The 22993-nt window shown below is 72.3% G+C and carries 21 protein-coding genes; 10 read left to right on the top strand and 11 right to left on the bottom strand.

Annotated elements, in window-relative coordinates; translation table 11 throughout:
* The first annotated feature begins 155 nt into the window (after positions 1-155).
* Positions 156-1319 carry an N-acetylmuramoyl-L-alanine amidase gene (locus AB0873_RS10220; RefSeq protein WP_155329612.1) on the top strand — a complete coding sequence of 388 codons (1164 nt, stop codon included), beginning with the start codon at positions 156-158 and terminating at the stop codon, positions 1317-1319.
* Positions 1320-1334: 15 nt separating this feature from the next.
* On the opposite strand, the gene AB0873_RS10215 is transcribed toward AB0873_RS10220, so the two are convergent.
* Complete coding sequence (locus AB0873_RS10215) at positions 1335-2000, bottom strand: GNAT family N-acetyltransferase (RefSeq protein ID WP_366599354.1); 666 nt, start codon at positions 1998-2000, stop codon at positions 1335-1337.
* Positions 2001-2295: 295 nt separating this feature from the next.
* On the opposite strand from AB0873_RS10215, the gene AB0873_RS10210 reads away from it, so the two are divergent.
* Both AB0873_RS10210 and AB0873_RS10205 read left to right on the top strand, forming a co-directional pair.
* Entirely contained in the window at positions 2296-3609 is a 1314-nt protein-coding gene (locus tag AB0873_RS10210; RefSeq protein WP_155329610.1) for a PLP-dependent aminotransferase family protein, read from the top strand.
* Between the two features lie 7 nt (positions 3610-3616).
* Positions 3617-4597 (top strand): D-alanine--D-alanine ligase, encoded by a 981-nt coding sequence (locus AB0873_RS10205; protein WP_155329609.1) that lies wholly within the window; start codon positions 3617-3619, stop codon positions 4595-4597.
* Between the two features lie 68 nt (positions 4598-4665).
* Here the strand turns inward: AB0873_RS10205 and AB0873_RS10200 are convergent, their stop codons facing one another.
* The 3 genes from AB0873_RS10200 to AB0873_RS10190 form a co-directional block, all read right to left on the bottom strand.
* The gene (locus AB0873_RS10200; RefSeq protein ID WP_366599530.1) at positions 4666-5586 is read right to left on the bottom strand and encodes a hypothetical protein; all 921 of its coding nucleotides are present in this window, start codon (positions 5584-5586) and stop codon (positions 4666-4668) included.
* Between the two features lie 681 nt (positions 5587-6267).
* Positions 6268-7260 (bottom strand): ParB/RepB/Spo0J family partition protein, encoded by a 993-nt coding sequence (locus AB0873_RS10195; RefSeq protein WP_366599353.1) that lies wholly within the window; start codon positions 7258-7260, stop codon positions 6268-6270.
* Positions 7261-7287: 27 nt separating this feature from the next.
* A complete protein-coding gene (locus tag AB0873_RS10190) occupies positions 7288-8352 on the bottom strand; it encodes a ParA family protein (RefSeq protein WP_366599529.1) in 1065 nt (354 codons plus the stop codon).
* Between AB0873_RS10190 and AB0873_RS10185 the strand changes: the two genes are divergently transcribed.
* A complete protein-coding gene (locus AB0873_RS10185; protein ID WP_366599545.1) occupies positions 8246-8539 on the top strand; it encodes a hypothetical protein in 294 nt (97 codons plus the stop codon). The genes AB0873_RS10190 and AB0873_RS10185 overlap by 107 nt on opposite strands.
* Before the next feature lie 484 nt (positions 8540-9023).
* Here AB0873_RS10185 and rsmG read toward each other — a convergent pair whose 3' ends face one another.
* The 6 genes from rsmG to rpmH form a co-directional block, all read right to left on the bottom strand.
* Positions 9024-9728, bottom strand: a complete 705-nt coding sequence (gene rsmG, locus AB0873_RS10180) for a 16S rRNA (guanine(527)-N(7))-methyltransferase RsmG (protein WP_366599528.1) — start codon at positions 9726-9728, stop codon at positions 9024-9026.
* A 112-nt stretch (positions 9729-9840) separates the two neighbouring features.
* Entirely contained in the window at positions 9841-10431 is a 591-nt protein-coding gene (locus AB0873_RS10175) for a R3H domain-containing nucleic acid-binding protein (RefSeq protein ID WP_366599352.1), read from the bottom strand.
* Between the two features lie 211 nt (positions 10432-10642).
* Positions 10643-11635: a membrane protein insertase YidC gene (gene yidC / locus AB0873_RS10170; protein WP_155329604.1), complete on the bottom strand. Its 993-nt coding sequence runs from the start codon at positions 11633-11635 to the stop codon at positions 10643-10645.
* A 4-nt stretch (positions 11636-11639) separates the two neighbouring features.
* Positions 11640-11927: a membrane protein insertion efficiency factor YidD gene (yidD, locus tag AB0873_RS10165; protein WP_155329603.1), complete on the bottom strand. Its 288-nt coding sequence runs from the start codon at positions 11925-11927 to the stop codon at positions 11640-11642.
* On the bottom strand, positions 11924-12331 hold the full coding sequence (gene rnpA / locus AB0873_RS10160) for a ribonuclease P protein component (protein WP_366599351.1): 408 nt from the start codon (positions 12329-12331) through the stop codon (positions 11924-11926). Before rnpA ends, yidD begins: the two co-directional genes overlap by 4 nt.
* Before the next feature lie 36 nt (positions 12332-12367).
* Positions 12368-12505 (bottom strand): 50S ribosomal protein L34, encoded by a 138-nt coding sequence (gene rpmH / locus AB0873_RS10155; protein WP_155329601.1) that lies wholly within the window; start codon positions 12503-12505, stop codon positions 12368-12370.
* Positions 12506-13187: 682 nt separating this feature from the next.
* Here rpmH and dnaA point away from each other — a divergent pair.
* The 5 genes from dnaA (at position 13188) to AB0873_RS10130 (ending at position 19814) form a co-directional block, all read left to right on the top strand.
* A complete protein-coding gene (dnaA, locus tag AB0873_RS10150) occupies positions 13188-14987 on the top strand; it encodes a chromosomal replication initiator protein DnaA (protein WP_366599527.1) in 1800 nt (599 codons plus the stop codon).
* Between the two features lie 776 nt (positions 14988-15763).
* On the top strand, positions 15764-16897 hold the full coding sequence (dnaN, locus tag AB0873_RS10145) for a DNA polymerase III subunit beta (RefSeq protein ID WP_366599350.1): 1134 nt from the start codon (positions 15764-15766) through the stop codon (positions 16895-16897).
* A 41-nt stretch (positions 16898-16938) separates the two neighbouring features.
* Entirely contained in the window at positions 16939-17811 is an 873-nt protein-coding gene (gene gnd / locus AB0873_RS10140) for a phosphogluconate dehydrogenase (NAD(+)-dependent, decarboxylating) (RefSeq protein ID WP_366599349.1), read from the top strand.
* A gap of 16 nt (positions 17812-17827) precedes the next feature.
* Positions 17828-18961 (top strand): DNA replication/repair protein RecF, encoded by a 1134-nt coding sequence (gene recF / locus AB0873_RS10135; RefSeq protein ID WP_366599347.1) that lies wholly within the window; start codon positions 17828-17830, stop codon positions 18959-18961.
* Between the two features lie 334 nt (positions 18962-19295).
* The gene (locus AB0873_RS10130) at positions 19296-19814 is read left to right on the top strand and encodes a DciA family protein (protein WP_155333979.1); all 519 of its coding nucleotides are present in this window, start codon (positions 19296-19298) and stop codon (positions 19812-19814) included.
* 78 nt (positions 19815-19892) lie between these two features.
* Here the strand turns inward: AB0873_RS10130 and AB0873_RS10125 are convergent, their stop codons facing one another.
* Positions 19893-20447 carry a hypothetical protein gene (locus tag AB0873_RS10125; protein WP_155329594.1) on the bottom strand — a complete coding sequence of 185 codons (555 nt, stop codon included), beginning with the start codon at positions 20445-20447 and terminating at the stop codon, positions 19893-19895.
* A 501-nt stretch (positions 20448-20948) separates the two neighbouring features.
* On the opposite strand from AB0873_RS10125, the gene gyrB reads away from it, so the two are divergent.
* Entirely contained in the window at positions 20949-22895 is a 1947-nt protein-coding gene (gene gyrB / locus AB0873_RS10120) for a DNA topoisomerase (ATP-hydrolyzing) subunit B (RefSeq protein ID WP_366599346.1), read from the top strand.
* The last annotated feature ends 98 nt before the right edge of the window (positions 22896-22993 follow it).

Genomic DNA, 22993 nt, shown 5'->3' with positions numbered 1-22993 from the left:
GGCGGCTCGGAGGTCTGCCCCGACACCGGTGCCGGGTCCGGACCGACCTCCGACACCGCGGGTCGCCGCCTGGGCCCGCCGCAGCCGCTGCGGGGTTCCCGGACCGCCTCTCAGGGCCGCCCGGCCAGCCAGCGTCCGTGCAGAGGGGGTCGAGCGTGCGTCCGATCCGACCTGGTGACCGTGGACCAGCGGTCACGGAGATCCGTACCGTGCTTGCCACCCTCGACCTGCTCTCGCCCTCGGCACCCGACGCCGACGAGTTCGACGCACACACCGAACGGGCCGTGCGGGCGTTCCAGCAGTCCCGCGGCCTCAGCGTGGACGGTCGCGTCGGCGCCGAGACGTGGCGGGCCCTGGACGCCGCCCGCTGGCGACTCGGCGCCCGCACCCTCTACCACGCGGTGCCCGAACCGCTCACCGGCGAGGACGTCCGGTCCCTCCAGGAGCGGCTGCTGGAGATGGGGTACGACGTGGGCCGCGCGGACGCCATCTACGGCGTACGGACCTCGCGGGCGGTCGCCCAGTTCCAGCGGGAGGTCGGGCTGACCCCCGACGGCACCTGCGGCCCGCACACCATGGACGCGCTGCGCCGGCTCGGCCGCAAGGTCGTCGGCGGACGGCCGCAGTGGCTGCGCGAGTCCGACGCCATCCGGCAGTCCGGACCCGCCCTGATCGGGCGGACCGTCGTCGTCGACCCCGGCCACGGCGGCACCGACCCCGGTGTGGTGGTGCCCGACGGCGCGCTGCGCTGGACCGAGGCGGACCTGGTGCACGACCTCGCCAGCCGGTTGGAAGGGCGGCTCGCGGCAGCCGGCGTGCGGGTGCAGCTCACCCGAGGTCCGGCGCTGCCGGACAGCCTGCCCGACGTGGACCGGGCCCACCTGGCCAACTCGCTCGGCGCGGACGTTTTCATCTCCCTGCACCTCGACGGGCACGCCAACCCGGCCGCCGAGGGCGTGGCGACGTACCACTACGGCACCGACAACGGGGTGACCTCGGCGACCGGGGAGCGGCTGGCCGGGCTCGTGCAGCGGGAGATCGTCGCGCGGACCGGGCTGCGGGACTGCCGTACCCACGCCAAGGCGTGGGACCTGCTGCGGCTCACCCGGATGCCGGCCGTCCGCGTCGAGGTGGGGTACCTGACCTCGCCCACCGACCGCGCCCGGCTGGTCGATCCGCGCTTCCGGGACCGGGTGGTGGAGGCGATCGTCGCCGCCGTGCAGCGGATGTACTACCCGATCGAACGGGACGTCCCGACCGGGTCGATCGACGTGAGCGAGCTACGGGCGGTGGTGGCCGCCGGCACCGTCGTCGACTGACCGGACCGGTGGCCGTCAGCGGGCGGTGGAGCGGGTCGCCGGGGCGGGGCGGACCGGCCGCAGCAGCGTCTCCGGGCTCATCGACCCCAGCAGCTTCTCCAACGCGTACTCGACGTCGGACTTCCAGCTCAGCGCCGTGCGCAGCTCCAGCCGGAGGCGGGGGAAGCGCGGGTGCGGGCGGACCGTCTTGAAGCCCACCGAGAGGAAGAAGTCGGCGGGTGCCACGCAGGCCCGCGTCGCGTCGTCGGCATCACCGAACTTCGCGTCGCCGAACGCCTCGATCGCCTTGATGCCGCGCTTGGTGAGGTCCCGGGCGACGCCCTGGACGAGCATCCGGCCGAGCCCGCCACCCGCGAAGGCGGGCACCACGTTCGCCGTCATGAGCAGCGCCGCGTCGGCGGAGACCGGTGACGTGGGGAAGGCCATCGAGCGCGGCACGTACGCGGGCGGCGCGTACATCACGAACCCGGCCGGCATGCCGTCGACGTACACCAGCTTGCCGCAGGAGCCCCACTCCAGCAGCGTCTGGGAGACCCACGCCTCCTTCTCCAGGCCCGGGTCCCCGGCGGTGCACGCCCGATCGGCAGAGACCGGATCGAGCTCCCAGTAGACACACTGGCGGCACGGGCGGGGCAGGTCCTCCAGGGTGTCGAGGGTCAAGCTGACCAGACGTCGCGACATTGGCGCATCCCCACATTAGGCTCGGAGGTGAGACCGGCACGGAACGACACCGCCGCCTTCCCTGCCCCCCGACGAGCGATCGTACGCCGCCGGCGAACGTCACGGGAGGGGACGCGCAAACGGTCACCGTGGGGAGTGACGGACCGTCCGGGATGTGGACCTGGCCGTCCGGCCGGCGACGGCCCTGGTGGGCGGCGGCTAGGATCGGCATCCGGCGCCCCGAGTCGCCATGGTCGCCGGAGTCCCGGGTACGCCCGGGGCGGGGAGGCACCCGAGCACGCATCGAGGTGATGGCATGACCGGCACGACGCTCGACGACTACACCGACCGGTACGCCCGGCGGGTCCGGGGCATGACGGCCTCGGAGATCCGGGCGCTCTTCGCGGTGGCCAGCCGGCCGGAGGTGGTCTCGCTCGCCGGCGGTGCCCCCTACATCGCCGCGCTGCCGCTGGACGCGGTCGGCGACATGCTCGGCCGGCTCGGCACCGAGCACGGGGTGACCACCCTCCAGTACGGCATCGGCCAGGGCACCCTCGAGCTGCGGGAGCGCATCTGCGAGGTGATGGCCCTCTCCGGCGTCGACGCGGCGTGCGGCGCCTCCCCGGAGGACGTGGTCGTCACCGTCGGCGGGCAGCAGGCGCTGGACCTGGTCGCCCGGCTGTTCCTCGACCCGGGCGACGTGGTGCTCGCCGAGGGGCCGACGTACGTCGGGGCACTCGGGGTGTTCCAGGCCGCCCAGGCACAGGTCGTGCACGTCGCCATGGACGACGACGGGCTGATCCCGGAGGCGCTGGAGGTGGCCATCGCCGAGCAGGCGCGGGCCGGACGCCGGGTGAAGTTCCTCTACACCATCCCCACCTACCAGAACCCGACCGGCGTGACGCTGACCGAGGAGCGGCGCGAGCGGGTGCTCGACATCTGCGAACGCGCCGGCCTGCTGGTGGTGGAGGACGACCCGTACGGCCAACTCGGCTTCGAGGGTGAGGCGCCCGCGCCGCTGCGGGCCCGCCGCCGGGAGGGCGTCTTCTACCTGAGCACCTTCTCCAAGACCTTCGCCCCGGGGCTGCGGGTGGGCTGGATCCTCGCGCCGCACGCCGTCCGCGACAAGCTGGTGATCGCGAGCGAGGCGCAGATCCTGTGCCCCAGCGGCTACGCGCAGGCGGCCGTGTCGACGTACCTCGGCACGATGCCGTGGCGCGAGCAGCTCAAGGTCTACCGGGAGGTCTACCGCGAGCGCCGGGACGCGATGCTCGACGCCCTCGCGGACCTGATGCCCGCCGGCACGACGTGGACCCGTCCGGGCGGTGGTCTCTTCGTGTGGGCCACGCTGCCCGACGGGCTCGACTCGAAGGCGATGATGCCGCGCGCCATCGCCGCCCGGGTCGCGTACGTGCCGGGCACCGGCTTCTACGCCGACGGCACCGGCACCGGCCACATGCGGCTCAACTTCTCCTTCCCGCCGCCGGAGCGGATCCGTGAGGGTGTGCGGCGGCTGGCCGGCGTCATGGAGCAGGACATCGCCATGCGCCGGGTGTTCGGCGCGGTCGGCCGTCCGGGGTCACGGCGTGGCCAGGCCGGTTCCGACACCCCGGGACCTGACTTGGCATGATTCCGGCATGCGTACGACCGCTGCCGACTCGTCCGTCGTGACCGACCTGCGCGTGCTGGTGCTCGCCGGCGGGCTCTCCTACGAGCGGGACGTCTCGCTCCGCTCCGGCCGCCGGGTGCTGGACGCTCTGCGCGCCGTCGGCGTGGACGCCGAACTGCGCGACGCCGACGTCGCCCTGCTGCCGTCCCTCACCGCCGACCCGCCGGACGCCGTGGTGATCGCCCTGCACGGTGCCACAGGCGAGGACGGCTCGCTCCGGGGCGTGCTGGACCTCTGCGACATCCCCTACGTCGGGTGCGACGCGCGCGCCTCCCGGCTCGCCTGGGACAAGCCGTCCGCGAAGGCGGTGCTCCGGGAGGCGGGCATCCCCACGCCGGACTGGGTGGCGCTTCCCCACGACCGCTTCTCGGAGCTGGGTGCGGTGGCCGTGCTGGACCGCATCGTCGACCGGTTGGGCCTGCCCCTGATGGTGAAGCCCGCCCAGGGCGGTTCGGGTCTGGGCGCCGCCGTGGTCCGGGACGCCGCGGCCCTGCCGGCCGCGATGGTGGGTTGTTTCGCGTACGACTCGACTGCACTGGTGGAGCGCTACGTCCCCGGTATGGACGTGGCCGTCTCCGTGGTCGACCTGGGGGACGGCCCGCAGGCCCTGCCGGCCGTGGAGATCGTCCCGCGCAACGGCGTGTACGACTACGCCGCCCGGTACACCGCCGGCCGCACCACCTGGCACAGTCCGGCGCGGTTGGCGTCCGAGGTGAGCGGCGCGGTCGCCGAGGTGGCCATCGCCGCCCACACCGCGCTCGGGCTGCGCGACCTCAGCCGGGTGGACCTCATCGTCGACGGGGCCGGCCAGCCGCACGTCCTGGAGGTGAACGTCTCGCCGGGGATGACCGAGACCTCGCTGCTGCCGCTCGCGGTGCAGGCGGCCGGCCTCGACTTCGGCCGGGTCCTCGGCACCCTGGTGTCCCGCGCCGCCGCCCGGCGCGACTGACCTTTCCCGGCCCCTCGCTCCGGAGCCGCCGCAGATCCTGGAGGCTTCCAGGATCTGCGGCGGCTCTGTCAGTCGCGGTGGTTGGTGAGCGGCGTGGCGGGGGCCGGCAGATCGTCGGGCGGGGAACCACCGCCGGAGCGGTCCGTGGCCGTCGTGGCGGTTCCGTCCGTGGCGGTCGGCCCGGCGGCGGTGTCGTTCGTGCCGGCCGTCCCGCCGGTTCCGTCCGTGGCGTTCGACTCGGTCGTGGCGGCGTTCTCATTCGTGCGTGCCGTTCCACGGGCGGCGGTGGTCGCGACCGCGTCAGCTGTGCGGGCCGTGTCGACCGTGGCGGCGGTGGGCTCGTCAGGTCCGTCAGTCGACCGGTCGGCGGCCGGCTGTCCGGTCGACGGGCCGCCGGTCGACGGGCCGGTGCCGCCTCCACGCGAAGGGGCGTCCGCGCCCTCGGCCGCCGGAGCGTCGGTCGCCGTTCTCGTCGAGGCGGCGGCAGGGCCGGACGGCCGGTCGCCCGTCGGAGGGAGCGACGGCTGGTCGTCCGTCGAGGGAACCGGCGTCTCCTCGACCGAACTCATCACCGAGGTGCCCTCCTCCTCGGCCGGCGTGGCGGTCGCCACCGGCGCGCTGAAGCTGGACGGCGCCTGCCACTGGATGCGGGGCGGTTCGGCGAGGGGGCGCCCGCCGAACTCCGCCAGCCACGCGGCGACCAGGGCGAGATTCTCCCGCCACGTCGACTCGGAGATCGGCGGCAGGATCGAGTCCCACAGCGGAAGGAACGTGCCGCGGAGTTGGAGTTGGCCGTACGGGCGGGCGAGGAACCACATGTGCAGATGCGCCGAGCCGTCGCCCCAGCGGTTGACGTGGACCCGCGCCACACCGTCCAGCGAGCGGATGGCCCGTTCGAGCCGGACCGTCATCACCCCGAGCTCGGCAGCGAGCAGGTTCGGCAGATCACCGAGGTCGAGATGGGACCGGGATTCCAGGATCAGCACCATCGGGAGGCCGGTGGGCCGATCCATGGCGCGCACCCGCCACCGCTCGCCCACCCAGATGTAGGCATCGTCGGGGGCGTTGCAGGCGGTGCACTCCCGGTGCCCCTCGCCCCTGCGGGGCGGCTCGACCGGGACCGGATCATCGAGTTGCTTGACGCGCAGGTCGCCCTCGAAGGGGAAGGACGGCCACTGGGTGAAGTCCGGAAGTGAGGGAGGGGTGTCGTGCACGACGCTGACCCTAGCCGGTCTCGTCACTGCTGTCCCTCCCCGTTCCGCTTCCAATCCCGGCGGCTTTCCGGCCACCGAGTCGGCCCCACCGACGAGATATCCACAGGCCCGTCAGGTGCCGACCACAGGCCGTCATCCACAGGTCAGCAGGGGATTTCACGCGCTGTTTCACGTGAAACGAGGGCGGCCTGTGGACAACCGGTGTGGATAACGGCCGTCCCCTCCGCCGCGGCCGACGGCCCCGGTTTCACGTGAAACGACGGGGCTCACCGGCATGCGACATCGCGCGGGAAGGCGACCCCGACAGCACCACAACCGGAGCGGCTCCGGCGGGTGGTGGCGACGGCGCTGTCTGGGTCGGGATCACGCACTTCGGTCGGTCGGTGCGGTCGCAGAAACGACTCGGCCGCGTGGTCCCCGATCGGGACCGCGCGGCCGAGTGTGGCGTACCGGGAGTCAGGCCTCGGGCTCGTCCTGGTCGACCCCGATGATGCCGACGATCCGCTCCAAATCGTCGACGGTCGCGAACTCGATGGTGATCTTGCCCTTGCTGCGACCGATGTCGACCTTCACGCGGGTATCGAAACGGTCGGAGAGCCGGTCCGCGAGATCCGACAGCGCGGGCGCGTGCGGCTTCGGACGGCGCTTGGCCGACTCCTTCCGGTCGGCGTTCTCGCTCAGCGACAGCGCGACGATCTCCTCGGTGGCGCGCACCGACAGGCCCTCGGCGACGATCCGCAGGGCGAGCTGCTCCTGCGCCTCCGCGCCGTCGAGGCTCAGCAGCGCCCGGGCGTGCCCGGCGGAGAGCACCCCGGCGGCAACCCGACGCTGCACCTGAGCCGGGAGGTTCAGCAGCCGGATCGTGTTGGAGATCTGCGGACGGCTTCGCCCGATCCGCCGGGCCAGCTCCTCGTGCGTGGCGCCGAACTCGTCGAGCAACTGCTGGTAGGCGGCCGCTTCTTCCAGCGGGTTCAGATTGGCCCGGTGGATGTTCTCCAGGAGCGCGTCCCGGAGCATCGCGTCGTCGCGGGTGTCCCGGACGATCGCCGGGATGCTGTCCCGGCCAACCGCCTGCGCCGCGCGCCAGCGCCGCTCGCCCATGACGAGTTCGAACTTCTCGCCGTCGAGTTGGCGGACGACGATCGGCTGGAGGAAGCCGACCTCCTGGATGGAGACCTTCAGCTCCTCCAGGGCGTCCTCGTCGAAGACCTGCCGGGGCTGCTTCGGGTTCGGCACGATGGCGTCGACGGGGATCTCGGCGAAGCGGGCACCCGGCACCGGGCTCAGCGTCGCCTCGCCCTGCCCGGCGGCCGGGGGAGGTGCCACCTCGGCAGCGGCGGAATTGCCGGCGTTCGGATCGAACGCACCGGTCGCTGCGGTCGCCGCCGGTCCGGTGGGGATGAGCGCGCCCAACCCTCGACCCAGACCGCCCCGAGGACGGTTCTTCATGCCACGCCTCCCGGCGACTCGTACCCACTACGCATTGCGGCTCACCGGCGCCTTGGCGCCCCGCTCAGCGATCTCCTGGGCGGCCTCGAAGTAGCTCGTGGCCCCCCGCGATCCGGGATCGTAGGTCATCACCGACTGGCCGTAGCTGGGTGCCTCCGAGACCCGGACGTTGCGCGGGATGACCGCCTCGAGCACCTTGTCGCCGAAGTGGTTCCGGACGTCCTGCTCCACCGCGTCCGCCAGCCGGGTACGCCGGTCGTACATGGTGAGGAGGATCGTGGAGACCTCCAGCCGCGGGTTCAGGTGCTGACGGACCAGGTTGATGTTGTTGATGAGCTGGTTCAGCCCCTCCAGCGCGTAGTACTCGCACTGGATCGGGATGAGCACCTCCTGCGCTGCCACCAGAGCGTTGACCGTCAGCAGGCCCAGCGACGGCGGGCAGTCGATGAAGATGTAGTCGAAGTGACCGGGGTACCCGGCGATGGCCCGTTGCAGCCGGGACTCGCGAGCCACCACGGAGACCAGCTCGATCTCGGCGCCGGCGAGGTCGATCGTCGCCGGGACGCACCACAGGTTGGGGATGCCCTCGACCGCCTGGGCGACGTCCTCCAGCGGCACGCTGTTGATGAGGCAGTCGTAGACGTCCGGCACGCCGGTGTGGTGCGGGACGTTCAGTCCCGTCGAGGCGTTGCCCTGCGGGTCGAGGTCGACCACCAGCACCCGGTTACCGTGCAGGGCGAGCGCCACCGCCAGGTTCACCGTCGTGGTGGTCTTACCCACGCCGCCCTTCTGGTTCGCGACGCACATCACCCGGGTCCGCTCTGGACGAGGCATGGTCACCTCGCCGCTCGGATTCAGGATCTGCACGGCCCGCATCGCTTCCATCGCCAACGGTGGGTCATCCTCTTCGCGCGTCGGGGTTTCACGTGAAACGTACGTGGCCTGGTCCCCGTCATGCCCGTACGGCACGGCCGGACTCGCCGTCGTGTCGGTCACCCGACCGGCATCCGGCACCGACCCGGGCGCGGGCTGCTGGGGAACGGCCACCTCGAAGCGCGTCGACGCGGCCGCGTTGCCCCGCGCCGCCGTCACGCGCTCGGCCGCTGGCGCGTTGCCGGCGGCACGCGGCCCGTCGGACGCTGACCGGGCGGTCGGCAACTCCGGCGGTACGGGTCGGGCGACGCCGGTCGCCGGCGTATCGCGCTGCACGACCGGCTCGCAGTCCGGCGGCCGGTGGGACGGGCTCGCCGGGGAGCCGTGCGCCGCCCAGCCCGGGTAGTCGGTTTCACGTGAAACAGAGTCGCCCGCTGCCCCGGTCACGCGTGGATCGTCGTACCTGCCGTCGTCATGCACCTGTCATCCCTGCCCGCTTCGGATGGTCGGTCCGCACCCCGTCAACGGGCCGCACTCTGCTCGCACTCGGAGCGTGCGACCCGGCGGAAGCGGTCGGGACTCAGGTGATCGTCCGTCGCCGCCCGCTCCACATTATCGACGCGCGGCCAGCCTACGGCTCGCGGGCGCAACCGGTCCACGTCGGGTTCACATCCCGCCCACCCGTACCCGTTCAACGACGCGGACGCCGAACAGGATAGGCGGATCGGCGGATCCGATACGGAAGACCGACGGCCATGCCAAGGCCGCACGAGAGCCGGCATCGCCGCGGAGCCGGCCCTGCCCGGCGAGAGCCGGCCCTGCCCAGCGAGAGCCGGGCAGGGCCGCAGCGCCGGCAGCGCCGGAGAACCCGCGTCGTGCGGCGGGAGAAATCAGCGGCGGCGGCCACCGCGTGAGCGCTTCGGGGACTTCGGCCGCGCCGGTCCCACCGCCCGCTCGCGCACGATCTCGACCACCGTCGTCGGCGGATCGATGACGCCCTCACCGCAGTGGTGCACCTCGGGCGTACCGCCGCCGAGGCGGCCCACGGTCGCCGCGTGCTCGGCGATCTCCTCGCTGGCCGAGGCGCCCTTGAGAGCGATCAGCCGGCCGCCCGGCCTGGCCAGCGGCAGGCACCACGTGGACAGGCGGTCCAGCGGCGCGACGGCGCGTGCGGTCACCACGTCGCCGGTAAGGGGTTCACGTTCCCGCGTACCGGCGGACGCCTCCTCGGCCCGCCCACGGAACACGCGGACCGTCCGGGCGAGCCCGAGGTGCTCCACCACCTCGACGAGGAAGGCGGTACGGCGGGCGAGGGGCTCGATCAGGGTCACGGCCAGATCCGGCCGGGCGACGGCCAGCACCAGGCCGGGGAGTCCGGCGCCGGATCCGACGTCGAGCACGGTCGCGCCCGGTGGAATGCGCTCCGCCACGGCGGCGCAGTTGAGCAGGTGCCGGTCCCAGATCCGGGGCGCCTCGCGGGGCCCGATCAGGCCCCGGATCACACCGTCGGTCACCAGCAGTTCGGCGTACGCGGCGGCCAGGTCGAGCCGGTCGCCGAAGAGGGTACGCGCGGCACCGGCCAGCTCCGGAGGCAACGTGGCGTCGGCCGGGTCGGGCGCCGGGCGGGGGCCGACAGGGGACGGCCCGGGTGGCGTGCCACCCGGGCCGGACGCGGCGCCCGCCGCGGTGTCGTCGTGGGTCACCCGGTCAGTCCGCCGGCCGGACGATGATGCGCCGGTTCGGCTCGACGCCCTCGGACTCGCTCTCCACGCCGCTCATGGCGTTGACCACGTCGTGGACGCACTTGCGCTCGAACGCGGACATCGGCTCCAGCCGCACGGGCTCGCCGTACTCCTTGACCTTCTCCACCGCGTTCTTCGCCACGGCGGCGAGTTCCTTGCGGCGGCTGGCGCGGTACCCGCCGACGTCGAGCAGCAGCCGGCTGGGGGTGCCGGTCTGCCGGAAGACGGCGAGCCGGGTCAGCTCCTGGAGCGCCTCCAGGGTGGCGCCGCGCTGGCCGACCAGGCTCTGCAGGCGGGCGCCGACCACCTCGACCACCGGACGCCCGCCGGAGACCAGCTCGTCGATGTCCCCGTCGTAGTCGAGGATGTCGAGCAGGCCCTCGACGTAGTCCGCGGCGATCTCGCTCTGACGGAACAGGTCGCTGTCGCCGGCGGCCTTCTTCTCGTTGCCCCCGGCGGCGGCCTCGTCGGTCTCGTCCGCCTCGGGCGCGGCGGTGGGCTCGGTTCCCTCCGCGTCCAGGGACTCGTCGGCGCTGGGGATGCTGGTGTCGGTCACGGTGTCATCTCCGTACTCGCTCGGCCGGACCGTCGGGTCCGCTGGTCTCCCGGGGGCCGGCGGGAGGTCGCCGGTGCCCGCGGGCACGTCTGTACGGGCAGTCTCGCCCGTCGCCGCGCCACGCGCGGCTCTTTGCTCCGGCGCCGGCCGTACGGCGGCGGCACGGTGCGGAACGGGCCGCCGCCGGTGTCCCGACGGCGGCCCGGACGGCTCAGCCCTGCCGCTTGGCGGGGCGCCCCTTCTTCGGGTTGACCGGCTTGGCGCCGGGCTTCGGGCCGGCCACCTTCGGCGCGGCCGGCTTGGTCGGCGCCGGCGGGGCGGCCTTGCGGCCGAACAGCCCACCGGTCTTCGCCGGCTGCACCGGGTTACGCGCGCCCGACGTGCCCGACTTGGCGGCGGTGACGCTCGGCGGCGGCGGGAACTTGCGCAGCACCCACTGCTGCTGGGCGAGCGTGAAGAGGTTGTTCGTGACCCAGTAGATGATCACACCGATCGGGAAGATCGCGCCGGAGACGAGCAGCGACAGCGGGATGCCGTAGAGCATCAGCTTCTGGATCATCCGCTGCTGCGGGTCCTCCGCCCAGCCGGTCTTGAGGATCATCTGCTTGCTGGTGAGGTAGGTCGTGCCCATCATCACCAACACCAGGATGCCGGCCATGATCTTGACCGTGGTGCCGTTTGCCTGGAGCGCAGCCAGTTCCTCGGCGGTCGAGCCGAACTTGCCGGCGATCGGCGCGGTGAACAGCTTCGCGGCGGACGCGCTCTCGAACTGACCGATCGTCCAGCCGTAGAGGGTCTTGCCCGCCTCGCTCTTGCCCGGGTCGAGTCGGCGGAGCACGTGGAAGAGACCGAGAAAGACCGGGATCTGGAGGAACATCGGAAGGCAGCCCATCAGCGGGTTGGCCTTTTCCTTCCGGTAGAGCTCCATCATCTCCTTCTGGAGCGTCTCCCGGTCACCCTTGTGCTTCTCCTGCAGCGCCTTGACCTGCGGCTGGAGCGCCTGCATCGCCCGCTGGGACTTGATCTGCTTGACGAAGACCGGGAAGAGGATCACCCGGACGGTGACCACCAGGAAGATGATGGCGAGAATCCAGGCCCAGTTGGTGCCGAGCACCGCGATGTCCGGTACCCCGATGGCGTCCCACGCCCGGTGCCAGACCAGCAGGATCCACGAGATCGCGTAGTAGATCCAGTCGAGACTCAATTTCTCAGGCTCCAGTCACATCGGCACGGCGGCGACCGCCCGGCTCCGGCACCGGGTCGAATCCACCTGGGTGGAAGGGGTGGCAGCGCAACAACCGCCGGACCGTCAGGCCGGCTCCCCGGAACGCGCCGTGGCGGCTGACCGCCTCGAGGGCGTACGCGCTGCACGACGGGTAGAACCGACAGCGGGCCGGCAGAGCCGGACTTATCCACCGACGGTACGCGATGATGGGCCCGACCAGCACCCGCGCACCGGGTGACGTCGGGCGCGGCGCGTCCTGCCCCGTACTCACCGGGACCGCCGCCCACGCGGGGCGCGCGCGGCCGTGATCGCCGCGTCGAGGTCGGCGCCGAGCCGCTGGTACGACACGTCCGCCGCAGCCGGCGTGGCGCGCACCACAAGGGTGCTGCCCGCCGGCAGTTCGGCGAGCCGCTCGCGAACCAGGTGCCGCAGCCGGCGGCGGACGCGGTTACGGACTACGGCGTTCCCGACCGCCTTGGACACGACGAAGCCGGCGCGGGCGGGTGCGGGAGTTTCCTCCGCACCGGTCCGCGCCGGCTCCGGCGAGATTGCGGCCGTCGGGGTGACCGGCAGGCTCAGGTGGACGACCAGGGCGCCGCGTCCGGCGCGCCGGCCACCGCGGACCGCTGCGGCGAAGTCAGTGCTGCGCCGCAGTCGCTGCGCGGCGGCCAGCACGACTGCCCACGTCCTGCGGATCGGACCCGGCCGGCGTTACGCCGCCAGGCGGGCGCGCCCCTTGGCCCGACGGGTCGAGAGGATGGCGCGGCCGGCACGGGTGCGCATGCGCAGCCGGAAGCCGTGGGTCTTCGCGCGCCGGCGGTTGTTCGGCTGGTAGGTGCGCTTGCTCACGTCAGGCTCTCCGTTGTCGTACGCCCCGGGCGAGGGGACCGCCGGGGTCGTGTCTGGTCCGGGTCACCTGGCGGTGACCTCCGATCGGTGCTGCCCGGCGGCGCGAGACCTCGGCGATGCGGGGAGGCCGCGGACAGCAAGCATCCATCACCCTAGCAGAGGGCGAGAGAGCAGCCGCTCCAGCCTACGCAGGGGCGCAACGACCGTCAAACACTCCCACCAGCGGCGACACCGACCAACCCGGGCGACCGAAGCGGCGCTTTTCGCGGATGCCGCCAACGGTGGCCGCGCGTCGCCGGTTGAAGGCGTGCCGACATCGCTGTTACCGTGCCCGATTGCGGTAAGAGGCTGTCGGGAGACCCCGGGGCGAGCGAAGGGGTTCGCCGACAGCCTCTGGGCGTCGACAGGTGCGGTCGCCGCCAGCAGGGCAAGACCGGACAGGGCGGTGGATCGTTCGGCACGGTGTACCCGCTTCAGCGCCCGTTCTGGCAGGGGGGCAGGTCCGACCCGCGTCCGGCGGGCGGCCACAATCGGCACGTACACAGGCTGTGGATAACTTGTGGACGAGGGTCGGTCGGTCGTCCGGGTGAGGGTGTTCCACCCGCTCGAACGCGGCGGGCCCGGGACGGCCGACGGGGAGAACGGCGGCGTCCGGGAGCAGAGGCGAGGGGGTGGCACGACGGTGGCCGGTACGACCGACCTTGCCGCGGTGTGGACGGCGACGACCGACGAGCTCGCCGACGAGATCATCTCCGCGCAGCAGCGGGCGTACCTGCGGCTGACCCGGCTCCGGGCGATCGTCGAGGACACCGCACTGCTCTCCGTCCCGGACGCCTTCACCCGGGACGTGATCGAGTCCCGGCTGCGCCCGGCGATCACCGAGGCGCTCACCCGCCGGCTGGGCCGACCGATCCAGGTCGCCGTCACCGTACGCGTGCCGGAGGACGCCTCCGGCCGCCCGGCGGGCACCGTCTACCGCAGCACCCCCGAGCCGGAGCCGGGCGAGGCGTACGGCGCCGGGCCGGACGGCCTGGCGCCGGAGGACGACGCCGGCCGGCAGCTCCCGTTGATCCCCGAGCAGGCGCAACCCGAACGGCGCATCGAGGAGCCGGCCGGACCGCCGCCCCCCGTCGCCGATCGCGTCCCCGCGGTGGGCCGGGACGCCCAGGAGTCGTTGTTCGGCGACGCCTTCGCCGAACCGCCCCGGCCCGACCCTGCGGTCCGCCGGCCCGAGCGGCGCGGCTTCGACGAGCAGACGGCCCGACTCGACCCGACGGTGGACGGCCGCGCCTTCGACGCCCGGTACCGCCAGGACGGGGTGTCGCCGCGGGACCAGCACGTGATCCGGCCCCTGCCGCGGGACCTCGGCACCGACAGCGGGCCGGGACGGGTGGACCACCACCGGCCCGGGGGCCGGGACGACCGGCGGCTGCCGTCGCCCGCGGACAGCGGCGGCAACCGGCTCAACCCGAAGTACATGTTCGAGACGTTCGTCATCGGCTCGTCGAACCGGTTCGCGCACGCGGCGGCCGTGGCGGTGGCCGAGTCACCGGCGAAGGCGTACAACCCGCTGTTCATCTACGGCAGCTCCGGGCTGGGCAAGACCCACCTGCTGCACGCCATCGGGCACTACGCCACGACGCTGGGCAACGCCCGCTCGGTGCGGTACGTCTCGACCGAGGAGTTCACCAACGACTTCATCAACTCGCTCCGGGACGACAAGACCAGCGCCTTCCAGCGCCGCTACCGGGACGTGGACATCCTCCTGATCGACGACATCCAGTTCCTGGAGAACCGGGAGCGGACGCAGGAGGAGTTCTTCCACACCTTCAACACGTTGCACAACGCCAACAAGCAGATCGTGATCACCTCGGACCGGTCGCCGAAGCAGCTCGCGACCCTGGAGGACCGGCTGCGGACCCGGTTCGAGTGGGGCCTGCTCGCCGACATCCAGCCGCCGGACCTGGAGACCCGGATCGCGATCCTGCAGAAGAAGGCGGCCCAGGAACGGCTCTTCGCCCCGCCGGACGTGCTGGAGTTCATCGCCTCGCGGGTGTCGAACTCGATCCGCGAGCTGGAGGGCGCGCTGATCCGGGTGACCGCGTTCGCCAGCCTCACCCGCTCGTCGGTCGAGCTGTCGCTGGCCGAGGAGGTGCTGCGGGACTTCATCCCGGACGGCGCCGGCCCGGAGATCACCGCGGACCAGATCATGGTCTCCACCGCCGACTACTTCGGGGTGAGCCTGGAGGACCTCCGGGGGCACTCCCGCTCGCGGGTCCTCGTCAACGCCCGCCAGGTGGCCATGTACCTGTGCCGGGAGCTGACCGACCTGTCGCTGCCCCGGATCGGGCAGGCCTTCGGCGGCCGGGACCACACGACCGTCATGCACGCCGACCGGAAGATCCGCCAGCAGATGGCCGAACGCCGCTCGCTCTACAACCAGATCGCCGAGCTGACCAACCGGATCAAGCAGACCACCTGACGTCTGTCCGCCCCGTACCGATGACACCCGGCCGGTCCACCGGCCGGGTGTTCTGCGTTCTCCAGGGGCCAGGGCTTGACCCTCGACATGGTCGAGACCGCAGCATCCTGGGCGTGACCGCCCACACTCCGGCTCGTTGTCCACACCTTGTTATCCACCGTCGGTGGAAAACTACCGTCCGTCCGCCGCCCGGTTACCCACAGGTTGTGGAGAAACCCTGGGGACGACGCTGTGGACGCCTGGGGACAACCTCGTCGTTGTCCACCGCGGACGGCACCCCTGTGGGGAAGCTGTTGAAGGTTCTGGGGATGACGCCGATCGACACGCGTCCGGTGATCCACAGGGCTGGGGAGAAAGTCGGTGGATTACCGGTGGACAACCGGTGGACAACCGGTGGACAACCGTGGACAGCCTGGGGGCAGCCGCCGCCTGTGGATCGCGACACGGGTTGTACCCCTGGTTCTCCACAGCGAAACCACCGGTGGATAACCTGTCTGACCTGCGCGGACGACGGTTCTCCACAGTTTGCACAGGTGCGATGAAGACGACTAGTTAGATCTTCTAAGACAACAAAAACCAATCATCACCGTTGGACTTCCTGTGGATCGGGCCGAACGCCGCCGTCGGCGGCTCGCCGGCACCGGGACGGCACGGGGTCGGGCGCACAGCCGATGCCCATGCGCCCTAAGGTGCGATGGGTACCCGCACGCTCAGGCGGGTCGGTAGGCAGCGGTCGGCATGAGAGAGTTGTCGCTGACGTCGACGCGGAGGCATTGATGAAGTTCCGAGTGGAGCGTGACGCGCTCGCCGAGGCCGTGGCCTGGACCGCGAAGAGCCTGCCCAACCGGCCGTCCGTGCCGGTGCTCGCCGGCGTGATGCTGCGGGTCACCGACGGCAACCTGCAGGTGTCGGGGTTCGACTACGAGGTCTCCAGCCAGGTGACCGTCGAGGTGCAGGGGGACGCCGACGGCGCCGCCCTGGTCTCCGGCCGGCTCCTCGCCGAGATCACCAAGGCGCTCCCGGCCAAGCCGGTCGACATCGCCGCCGTCGGCGCTCACCTCGAGCTGGTCTGTGGCAGCGCCCGGTTCACGCTGCCCACCATGCCGGTGGAGGACTACCCGAGCCTGCCGGAGATGCCGGAGAGCGCCGGCACGATCGACGCGGCCGCCTTCGCCGCCGCCGTCGCCCAGGTGGCCGTGGCCGCCGGCCGGGACGAGACGCTGCCGATGATGACCGGGGTACGCATCGAGCTCTCCGGCGGCACCCTGTCGATGCTCGCCACCGACCGCTACCGGCTCGCCCTGCGCGAGATGGAGTGGAACCCGGACGACTCCGAGATCAGCCTCAACGCGCTGGTGCCGGCCCGGACCCTGCACGACACGGCGAAAGCCCTCGGCCCGCTCGGTGGCCAGGTGACGATGGCGCTGTCCCAGGGGGCCGCCGGCGAGGGCATGATCGGCTTCGCCGGAGGTACCCGCCGCACGACCAGCCGGCTGCTCGACGGCGCCAACTACCCGCCGGTGCGCTCGCTCTTCCCCGCCAGCCACAACGCGCAGGCCCAGGTGGCGGTGAGCACCCTCATCGAGGTGGTCAAGCGCGTCGCGCTGGTCGCCGAGCGCACCACGCCGGTGCTGCTGAGCTTCAGCGCCGACGGGCTGGTCGTCGAGGCCGGCGGCACCGAGGAGGCGCGTGCCAGCGAGGCCATGGAGGCCACCTTCACCGGCGACCCGCTGACCATCGGCTTCAACCCGCAGTACCTGATCGACGGCCTCACGAACCTGGGGGCCCAGTTCGCCGTGCTCTCGTTCGTCGACGCCTTCAAGCCGGCGGTGATTTCGCCGGCCGGCGAGGATGGCGAGGTTCTGCCCGGGTACCGGTACCTCATCATGCCGATCCGCGTCTCCCGCTGATCGCACCCGAGTAGAACCACGACGCACGGAGGTACGGACAGATGCAGCTCGGCCTGGTAGGGCTCGGCCGGATGGGCGGCAACATGCGCGAGCGGCTGCGCGCCGCCGGCCACGAGGTGGTCGGCTTCGACCACAACGCGCAGCTGAGCGACGTCGCGAGCCTGGCGGAGCTGGCGGAGAAGCTGGAGGCCCCCCGCGCCGTCTGGGTCATGGTCCCCGCCGGCGTCACCGACGCCACCATCGACGAGCTGGCCGACGTCCTCGGCACCGGCGACATCATCATCGACGGCGGGAACTCGCGGTTCAGCGACGACGCCCCCCGCGCCGAGCGGCTCAACGACCGCGGCATCGGGTACATCGACGTCGGCGTCTCCGGCGGCGTGTGGGGCCGGCAGAACGGGTACGCCCTCATGGTCGGCGGCTCCCAGGAGCACGTCGAGCGGCTCATGCCGATCTTCGAGGCCCTCAAGCCGGCCGGTGAGTTCGGCTTCGTCCACGCCGGGCCGGTCGGCGCCGGGCACTACGCCAAGATGGTGCACAACGGCATCGAGTACGGGCTCATGCACGCCTACGCCGAGGGCTACGAGCTGCTGACCGCCTCCGAGCTGGTGACCAACGTCCCCGGCGTGTTCAAGTCGTGGCGCGAGGGCACGGTCGTCCGTTCGTGGCTGCTCGACCTGCTCGACCGCGCCCTCGACGAGGACCCGGAGCTCGCCGAGTTGAGCGGTTACACCGAGGACACCGGCGAGGGCCGGTGGACGGTGGACGAGGCGGTCCGGCTCGCCGTCCCGCTGAACGTCATCACCGCCTCGCTCTTCGCCCGGTTCGCATCCCGCCAGGACGACTCGCCCGCCATGAAGGCCGTCGCCGCGCTGCGCCAGCAGTTCGGCGGGCACGCCGTCCGCAAGCGCTGACGCCCGTCCACAGCCCGTGTACGTCCGCCGGATCGAACTGGTCGACTTCCGCTCGTACGAGCGGGTCGGCGTCGACCTCGAACCGGGGGCGAACGTCCTCGTCGGCCCCAACGGCGTCGGCAAGACCAACCTCGTCGAGGCGCTGGGCTACGTGGCGACCCTGGATTCGCACCGGGTCGCCACGGACGCCCCCCTCGTTCGGATGGGCGCCACCTCGGCGGTCATCCGCTGCGCCGTGGTGCACGAGGGGCGCGAGCTGCTGGTCGAGTTGGAGATCGTCCCCGGCAGGGCCAACCGCGCCCGGCTCGGCCGGTCCCCGGCCCGCCGCGCCCGGGACGTGCTCGGCGCCCTGCGCCTGGTGCTGTTCGCTCCTGAGGACCTGGAACTCGTCCGGGGCGACCCGGCCGAACGCCGCCGGTACCTCGACGACCTGCTGGTGCTCCGCCAGCCCCGGTACGCGGGGGTGCGTGCCGACTACGACCGGGTGGTCAAGCAACGCAACGCCCTGCTGCGCACCGCGTACCTCGCCCGCAAGACGGGCGGCTCCCGCGGCGGGGACCTGTCGACCCTCGCGGTCTGGGACACGCACCTCGCGCAGCACGGCGCCGAGCTGCTCGCCGGCCGCCTCGAGCTGGTCGGCGCGCTCACCCCGCACGTCACCAAGGCGTACGACGCGGTGGCCGCCGGCAAGGGCGCCGCGGGCATCGCGTACCGGCCGTCGGTGGAGCTCGCCGAACCGACCACCGACCGCGCCACCCTCGCGGCGGCGCTGACCACCGCGCTCGCCGAGGCCCGGTCCGCCGAGATCGAACGGGGCACCACCCTGGTCGGCCCGCACCGCGACGACCTCGCGCTGACGCTCGGCCTGCTGCCCGCCAAGGGGTACGCCAGCCACGGGGAGTCCTGGTCGTACGCGCTGGCGCTCCGGCTGGCCGGGTACGACCTGCTGCGAGCCGACGGCATCGAGCCGGTGCTGGTGCTCGACGACGTCTTCGCGGAGCTCGACACCGGCCGGCGAGAACGCCTGGCCGACCTGGTCGGCGGTGCCAGCCAGCTGCTGGTCACCTGCGCGGTGGACGACGACGTGCCGGCGCGACTGCGCGGCGCCCGGTACGCCGTCGGCGAGGGGACGGTGCACCGTGTCGGATGATCCGCAGCCGGGCACCACCGGCCCGGTGCCGGGACACACGGCCCCGGCCGGGGCGGACGGTGCGCGTACTCCCTCGGGAGCCGGCGGCCGGGGCGGCCGCGCGGGCCGCCGGGGCGCGACCGGCGCGGCGGTCGGCCGGACGACGTCCGACGGCGACCGCCCCGGTCCCCGGCCGGGACCGGACCCGGACCGGCCGGCCGGTGGTGACGCGCCGCAGGGCGCGGACGCACGGCCCGCCGGAGGGGACCGCACGGCCGGATCCGGTCGGAAGGGCGCACCGGCGACGGACCCCGCAGGCGCGACCGGGGGCACCGGCTCCGGCGAGGCCGGGAAGCTGCCGCCCGGGGCGGCCGGGCCGCAGCTCGCGCGGGCGGTGCTCGACGCGGCGAAGGCCCGCCGGGAAGCGGCGGCGAAGACCCGGCGACGCACCCCGGGTGGCGGCGGTGACGGCAGCGGCGAGCGGCGGCTGCGCGGCTACTCCGGGCCCGGGCCGGACCCGCGCGACCCGCAGCCGCTCGGCGTGGTCCTGGATCGGCTGGTGAAGGCCCGGGGCTGGCAGCAGCCGGCGGCCGAGGCAACCGTCTTCGGGGCCTGGGAGCGGGTGGTCGGGCCGGAGGTCGCCCAGCACAGCCGGCCGGTGAAGCTGGAGGACGGCGAGCTGACCGTCGAGGCCCGGTCCACGGCATGGGCGACCCAGCTTCGGCTGCTCGCGGGCTCGCTGCTCCAGCAGATCGCCCGTGAGGTCGGCCACAACGTGGTACGCAGGCTGCACATCCACGGGCCGGCCGCGCCGTCCTGGTCGCGCGGCCCGCGCCGGGTGCGGGGCCGAGGACCCCGGGACACGTACGGCTGACGGTCAGTTGCCGCGCCGGGCCTCCCGCCCGGCGGGCTCGACGACCGCGGAGCAGATCCCGCCCGCGGTCGTCGAGCCTCAGGCGTCGGCGTAGACCGCGAACCCCCGGTCGGCGCAGCGGCGGTAGAACGCGGCGAGCACGCTCAGCTCGGCGCACGTGAAGGTCCACTGCGGCGGGTCGCCGTTCTCGTCCCGCAGCCGGTCGAGCCGGCTGTCCAGCCAGCGCAGCTGCTGCTCGGCCAGGCGTCCGTCGCCCAGCAGTGAGCGCAGCACCTCGCTGACCGACTCGAAGGTGACCGCCTCGCCGACCGGGCGGTGGCGGGCCACAAACTTCTCCACCCCGTCGGCGATCCACGAGCAGCCGTCCGGGTCGATCACCGGATCCTCGTCCTCGGCCGAGTTCTCTGTGGCGTACAGCACATTCTCCAGCCCGAGGATCAGGTCGACCAGCTCGGTGTAAGCGGTCGCCCGCACCGTGCCGGTCTTCGCGATCAACTCGGCGAGCGCCGCGGTTGGCGCCGAGATGCGTGGCATGTCCACGATTTCGCCGAAGTCGACGAACTCGGCCGGTGCGACCGGGTCGTAGAAGCGGCCGGTCCGCGGCCAGTGCACCGCGACGTTGTCCAGCCCCATCTGGCGTCACCTCTCAAGACCGTGTCCGTTCGAACGGGTCGATCGTCCGGTTCCCGCCCCCAAAGATCAAGCCACCGTTCGTCGCGGCGTTGGGACACGCCGGGCGCGGGACCGCCGGACGGCCGGTGCGGGCCGTCGATCAGGGTCACGCGTGTAGGGGGAGTCGCGGATGGCGACGTTCGGGCCGCTATGGAGGTCTGAGACGCCCCGCAGGGGTGCCGAGTGGTGGTTCTGTCGCTCGCGCACAGTAAGATTGACGCTGAGACGAAGACCCGGTGCGGAGCGACGAGACACGGGGCCGGTGCGGGCCCGCGATCATCGTCCCACGTCGGGTCGAGCCGATCGCGATCCGCGGGCAACCGCGGCGACCGGCGCGTTCGACCCGCAGCCCGGATGAGTCCCCGGCGCGCCGGTCCGCGTGCCGACGTCGCGTCCTGTCCGCCGAACCCCGCGTCCGGCGCGCCACCCGGCGCGCGCAACGGCGCGAGAAAGTGGCCGAGGGTGGCAGCGCAGGACAAGCAGGAGTACGGCGCCGAGTCGATCACCGTCCTCGAAGGGCTGGAGGCGGTCCGGAAGCGCCCCGGTATGTACATCGGTTCCACCGGTGAACGCGGTCTCCACCACCTGGTGTGGGAGGTCGTCGACAACGCGGTGGACGAGGCGCTGGCCGGGCACTGCGACACCATCGACGTGGTGCTGCTCGCCGACGGCGGGGTCCGGGTCACCGACAACGGCCGCGGCTTCCCGGTCGACCTCCACCCGAAGCTCAAGAAGCCGGGCGTCGAGGTCGCCCTGACCGTGCTGCACGCCGGCGGCAAGTTCGACGGCAAGGCGTACGCCGTCTCCGGCGGTCTGCACGGCGTCGGCGTCTCCGTCGTGAACGCCCTCTCCACCCGGATGGCCGTGGAGATCCAGAAGGACGGCTACTTCTGGCGGCAGTCGTACACCAACTCCAAGCCCACCACGCTGGAGAAGGGCGAGCCCACCAACGCCACCGGCTCGGCGGTCGCCTTCTGGCCCGACCCGACGGTCTTCGAGACCGTCGAGTTCGACTTCCAGACCATCTACCGGCGCCTCCAGGAGATGGCCTTCCTCAACCGCGGCCTCACCATCCACCTCCTCGACGAGCGGGTCGCGGAGGGCGAGGAGGGCAAGCAGCGCGAGGTCACCTTCTGCTACAAGGGCGGCATCGCCGACTTCGTCCGGCACCTCAACGCCTCCAAGAACCCGATCCACAAGACGGTGGTCGAGTTCGGCGCCGAGGAGGAGGGCATGTCGGTCGAGATCGCCATGCAGTGGAACGAGTCGTACGGCGAGTCGGTCTACACCTTCGCCAACACGATCAACACCCACGAGGGCGGCACCCACGAGGAGGGCTTCCGGGCCGCGCTGACCAGCGTCGTCAACCGCTACGGCACCGACAAGAAGCTGCTCAAGGGCGACGAGAAGCTCTCCGGCGAGGACATCCGCGAGGGCCTGGCCGCGATCATCTCGGTGAAGCTGGCCAACCCGCAGTTCGAGGGCCAGACCAAGACCAAGCTCGGCAACACCCCGGTCAAGAGCTTCGTCCAGCGCGTCTGCAACGAGTGGCTGGTCGACTGGCTGGACCGCAACCCGGCCGAGGCGAAGATCATCATCCAGAAGGCGTCGCAGGCCGCCCGCGCCCGCATCGCCGCACAGCAGGCCCGCAAGCTGGCCCGGCGCAAGTCGCTGCTGGAGTCCGGCTCGATGCCGGGCAAGCTGGCCGACTGCCAGTCCACCGACCCGCGCGAGTCCGAGGTCTTCATCGTCGAGGGCGACTCCGCCGGCGGCTCGGCCAAGCAGGGGCGCGACCCGCGTACGCAGGCGATCCTGCCGATCCGCGGCAAGATCCTCAACGTCGAGAAGGCCCGCATCGACCGGGTCCTCAAGAACAACGAGGTCCAGGCGCTGATCACCGCGCTCGGCACGGGCATCCACGACGACTTCGACATCGAGAAGCTGCGCTACCACAAGATCGTGCTGATGGCCGACGCCGACGTCGACGGTCAGCACATCCAGACGCTGCTGCTCACCCTGCTGTTCCGCTTCATGCGGCCGCTGGTCGAGTTGGGCCACGTCTACCTGGCCGCACCGCCGCTCTACAAGATCAAGTGGAACAAGAAGGGCGACGACGCCCAGTACGCGTACTCCGACCGGGAGCGCGACGGGCTGATCGCCCTGCGCCAGCAGAAGAAGCCCAACGCCAAGCCGGACGACATCCAGCGGTTCAAGGGTCTCGGCGAGATGAACTATCCCGAGCTGTGGGAGACCACGATGAACCCGGCCACGCGTACGCTGCGTCAGGTCACGCTCGACGACGCGGCAACCGCCGACGAGTTGTTCAGCGTGCTGATGGGTGAGGACGTCGAGGCGCGCCGCTCGTTCATCCAGCGAAACGCCAAGGACGTGCGGTTCCTGGACATCTGACGCCCGCTTCGACCCGGCCGGCCATCCACCGGCCGGGCCTACGGGTCCACAGAGTTATCCACAGCCTGGCCGGTTTCCACAGCCGTTATCCACAGCAG

The organism is Micromonospora sp. NPDC047707, assembly GCF_040704235.1.
In the GTDB taxonomy this organism is placed as follows: Bacteria; Actinomycetota; Actinomycetes; order Mycobacteriales; family Micromonosporaceae; genus Micromonospora.
Note: the sequence above shows the minus strand (reverse complement) of the source record. Positions and strands in the feature narration are given on the sequence as shown.